Source organism: Hyalangium sp., from assembly GCF_035629615.1.
In the GTDB taxonomy this organism is placed as follows: Bacteria; Myxococcota; Myxococcia; order Myxococcales; family Myxococcaceae; genus Hyalangium.
In genome coordinates, this window is record NZ_DASPHO010000229.1 from 1 (window position 1) to 4,856 (window position 4,856).

The 4,856-nt window shown below is 69.5% G+C and carries 3 protein-coding genes; all 3 read left to right on the forward strand.

Features of this window, described 5'->3' with window-relative positions; translation table 11 throughout:
• The coding region (locus VD972_RS11505; RefSeq protein WP_324985273.1) for an OmpA family protein at nt 1-549 on the forward strand (549 nt) is incomplete at its 5' end.
• A gap of 287 nt (nt 550-836) precedes the next feature.
• Nucleotides 837-2,750: an OmpA family protein gene (locus tag VD972_RS11510; RefSeq protein WP_324985276.1), complete on the forward strand. Its 1,914-nt coding sequence runs from the start codon at nt 837-839 to the stop codon at nt 2,748-2,750.
• 17 nt (nt 2,751-2,767) lie between these two features.
• Nucleotides 2,768-4,856: adventurous gliding motility protein AgmC (gene agmC, locus VD972_RS11515; protein ID WP_324985279.1), on the forward strand; the 2,089-nt coding region annotated here is incomplete at its 3' end.

A 4,856-nucleotide genomic window follows, 5' to 3' on the forward strand; every position in this document is an offset into this window, starting at 1 on the left:
CTGGATGAGCAGGACAGCTGCCCGAATGAGGCGGGCATCCCCGAGCTGAAGGGCTGCCCGGCCAAGGACACGGACGGTGACACCGTCTCGGACCACCTGGACAACTGCATCAACCAGGCGGGCCCGGCGGACAACCAGGGCTGCCCGGCGGCTCAGAAGCAGCTGATCGTCATCAAGCAGGACCGCATCGACATCAAGGACATGGTCTACTTCGACTCGGGCAAGGCCACCATCCAGGCTCGCTCCAACGCGCTGCTGGACCAGATGGCCAAGGTCCTCGCCGAGCACCCGGAGATCACCAAGGTCATCATCGAGGGCCACACCGATGACCGCGGCCCGGTGGAGTTCAACCGCACCCTGTCCCAGCAGCGCGCGGAGGCGGTGCGTGACTACCTGGTGAAGAAGGGCCTGGCCACCGAGCGCTTCGAGGCCAAGGGCTTCGGCCCGGATCGCCCGCTGCAGCCCAACACCACCAGCCAGGGTCGCGCGGCCAACCGCCGCGTTGACTTCCTCACCCGCTACGCCGAGGACGGCGCGAAGCAGCCGTAGCCAGCCTCGCGTCCCCCCGGCCCTCGTGCCGGGGCAGGCGCGCGGTGAGAGGCCGAGGTGCCGTGCCACCAGAGGGCACGGGGCCTCGGCCTTCTTATTTTCCAAGATCCAGCAAAAGGCGCGGCTGGCCGTCCAGTGACCGAGAGGCCTTGGGCTCGCTGCGGACGTGAACTGGAAATATTCCTCAAGCTTGATTACTCAGTCGAACTCACAAGTGGACCCAGGGCGGAGACGCCTGTTGATCAGCTCCTGGTGCCTCCTCGTTCCCACCGCAGGAAGAAGACGACATGATTGACGCCACACCGGTCGCAGGCTCGCCGGCTGCTGCACTGCGACGCGCTTGCCAGCTGCGGCCTTCGTTCGCGCTGACGCTTCTGATGGCGCTTGCCATGGCACTCATGAGCGCCCCGGCGTTCGCTCAGCCCGAGGGGCTTCCCGAGGTCGAGCTGGAGCGCCTGTTGCTCAACCCCAGCGGCCAGGGCTCGTTGCTGCTGGGCACCGGCGAGCAGCTCCCGTCCGGTGGGTACCGCTTCTCCCTCACGGGCCACTACCAGAATGATCCGCTGGTGCTCTTCCAGGATGGGGAGCGCGTGGGCGCGGTGGTGAAGCACCGGGTGACGGGCCACCTGGCCGGGGCGTACGCCCTGTCAGAGCGCCTGGAGCTCGCCGCTCAGGTGCCCGTGCTCTTCATGCAGAGCGGGGATGACCTGACGGCCCGAGGCGTGGGCACGCCCCGTGAGGGACTGGCGCTCGGCACCCCGTACCTCTCGCTGCGCTTCGGCTTGCTGTCCGAGAAGGGCGAGGATCCGGTGGATCTGTCCGTGGGAGTCCATGCGGGGCTGCCGCTGGGCAGCGCCCTGGCGCTCGCGCGTGAGAGCTCACTGCGCGCCCTCCCCAGCGTGATGGTGGGCAAGCGGTTCGGCTTCCTGCGGGCCGGGCTGGACGCGGGAGTGTCGCTGCGCCCGCGCACCCTCTTCAGTGACGACGAGAATGTGCGGGACGAGCTGGGCGACGAGATGCACCTGGGTGGCGTGCTGGCCACCACGGGCGAAGGGCTGCGCGGCGAGCTGGACGTCATCGCCTCCATCCCCTTCCGGCGCGCGGGCACCTCCGTCGAGGCTCTGGCCGGCGCGCGGATGCCGGTGAGCGACTCGCTGGAGGCCTACGCGCTGGCGGGTGTGGGCTTTGGCAATACGCCGGGCACCCCCACCTTCCGCGGACTGCTGGGCGTGGCATTTGGGAGCATGCCGCCCCGGTGTGTGGCGGGTGGCAAGCACACGCCCGAGCAGTGCCCGGACCTGGATGACGACAACGACGGCCTGAAGAACCGCGCGGACTCGTGCCCGACCCAGGGCGGCCGCGTGGATGCCCAGGGCTGTCCGGTGAAGGACTCGGACAAGGATGGGGTGCTGGATCCGGACGACGCGTGCCCGCTCGTGGCGGGTGAGGCCATGCTGAAGGGCTGCCCGGACGCGGACAAGGACGGCATCGAGGACGCGGCGGACAAGTGCCCGCAGGTGTTCGGCGTGGCGGAGTTCCAGGGCTGCGCGGACACGGACAAGGATGGGCTGCAGGACTCCGACGACAAGTGCCCCACCGAGGCCGGCCCCAAGGAGCGGCAGGGCTGCCCGGAGAAGGACACCGACAAGGATGGTCTGCTGGATGAGCAGGACAGCTGCCCGAATGAGGCGGGCATCCCCGAGCTGAAGGGCTGCCCGGCCAAGGACACGGACGGTGACACCGTCTCGGACCACTTGGACAACTGCCCGGCCGAGGCGGGCCCGGCGGACAACCAGGGCTGCCCGGCGGCCCAGAAGCAGATGGTGGCCATCAAGCAGGGCCGCATCGAGATCAAGGACACCGTCTACTTCGCCAGCAACAAGGCCATCATCCAGTCGCGGAGCTTCAAGATGCTGGATCAGGTGGCGAAGATCCTCACGGAGCACCCGGAGCTGGAGAAGGTCTGGATCGAGGGCCACACGGACAACGTGGGCAAGCCGGACGCGAACCTGAAGCTGTCCCAGCGGCGCGCGGAGGCGGTGCGCGATTACCTCGTCAAGAAGGGCGTGGAAGCTCAGCGCCTGGAGGCGAAGGGCTTTGGGCAGGAGCGGCCCATTGCCCCCAACACTACTGCCAAGGGCCGGGCGACCAACCGCCGGGTCGAGTTCCTCACCACGCCCCGCGAGGGCTCCCAGCCGTAAGCGCGGGGGAAGAGACCATGAAGAACGCATCCTCGAAGAACATCCTCCGCAACGCCCTGCTGGCCGTCACCCTGTGTGCGCTGCCGGCGCTGGCCGGACCTGACAACGTCGGGCTGGGCACCGGGCGCGATGGCCCGCTCACAGTGAACGCGGCCAATGTGGTCATCAACGCCTACACGCAGGTGACGGCGCCGCTGGCTCCGGGTGACACCGCCATCCAGGTCAGCAGCAACGCGGGCTTCGCTGCGGGTGACCTGGTGATGGTGCTGCAGACCACGGGCATCGTCCCCGAGCCTCCCTCGGGTGGGCCCTCTCCCATCGATCTTGCCAGCAATCCAGTGGGCCGCTGGGAGTTCGCGCGGCTGTCCTCGGTGGCGGGGACAACGCTCAACCTGACGGTGCCGCTGCTCTACTCGTACGCGGGCAGCGTGACCCAGGTCATCCGGGTGCCTGAGTACACCACCGTCACCATCAACGCAGGCCGCAGCATCTCCCCGGCCCCGTGGAACGGGAGCACCGGTGGCGTGGTGGCCTTCCTGGCCAATGGCACGTTCTCCAACGGCGGCAGCGTCGACGCTCGCGGCCAGGGGTTCCGGGGTGGGCAGCCGGTGGATGATCCCAGTGGGACGACCGACTGTACGGGCGTGGACGAGGCTGCCCCCGGGGGTGGCCAGAAGGGCGAGGGCATTGCCGTCACCCGCTACGGGGTCTCGGTGACGGGACGCGGGCGGGGCGCCAATGGGGGCGGTGGTGGCGTGTGCCTCAAGTCCGGCGGTGGCGGCGGCGGCAACGGCGGGGTGGGTGGCCAGGGCGGCAACACGGATCTCAACCTGGATGGGAACAGGGCGGTGGGAGGCGAGGGTGGCGCGGCGCTGACGTACCCGGCGCTCAGCCACTTGACGCTGGGCGGTGGCGGCGGCGCGGGACACTCCACGGAGGTGGTTGCGGGCGCGGGCGGTGGCATCATCTTCATCCGGGCCAGCTCCCTCACACTCCCGGGGAGCTTCTTCGCCAACGGCAATACGAGCAACAGCGCGACGGACGCGGGCAGCGGTGGCGGCGCCGGCGGCACCATCTCCCTGCGCATTGCCGGCGCGGCGACGTGTGGCACCATCCAGGCTGCGGGTGGTGCGGGTGGCAGCACCGGGAGCATTGCGATCGGGCCGGGTGGAGGTGGCGCAGGCGGCCACGTCCTCTTCCAGAAGGGCAGCGGCACCTGCAACTTGACGGGCACAGCCGTCCTGGGCGCAAACCCTGGCAACCAGCTGGATCCAGGCGCTCCGGGTGGGGCGAGCTATGGTGCGACGGCGGGAGCCAACGGCATCAGCACCGTCCTGACGGGTGGCTTCCCCGTGTTGCCCCCGCCGGTTGTGGTGATGCCGGCCGATGGCTCGCTGATCAACGACAGCACGCCCACCTACTCTGGGACGATTGCCACGCCGCTCCCCGCAGGGACCGAGGTGGTCATCTTCGTGGATGGAGTCGAGGTGGGGCGTGTGACGCCGGATGGCGCGGGTAGCTGGTCGTTCACGCCTGTGGCACCCCTGCTGGATGGCTCCCACACCGTCAATGCCCTGGCGATCAACGCCAGCCAGGGTGTGCAGAGCGAGCTGAGCAACACCAACACCTTCACGCTGGACGCCACGCCGCCCGCGGCCCCGGTGGTGAGCACGCCTGCTGATGGCTCGAGCACCAACGACAACACGCCCACGTACACGGGCACGGCGGAGGCGGGCAGCACCGTCACGGTGATCGTGGACGGCGCGCCGGTGGGCACCGTCACGGCGGATGCGAGCGGCAACTGGAGCTTCACGCAGCCTGGGGCGCTGACCGACGGCTCGCACACGGTGAGCGCCACGGCCACGGATGCGGCGGGCAACACCAGCCCCAGCTCCAACACCAACACCTTCATCGTGGACACCCTAGCCCCTGCGGCCCCGGTGGTGACGGCCCCGGCCGACGGCACGGTGACGAGCGACAACACGCCGACCTACAGCAGCACGGCGGAGGCGGGCTCCACCGTCACTGTCATGGTGGACGGCGTCTCGGTGGGCACCGTGGTGGCCACGGCAGCGGGCACCTGGAGCCTGACTCCGGCGGCCTCGC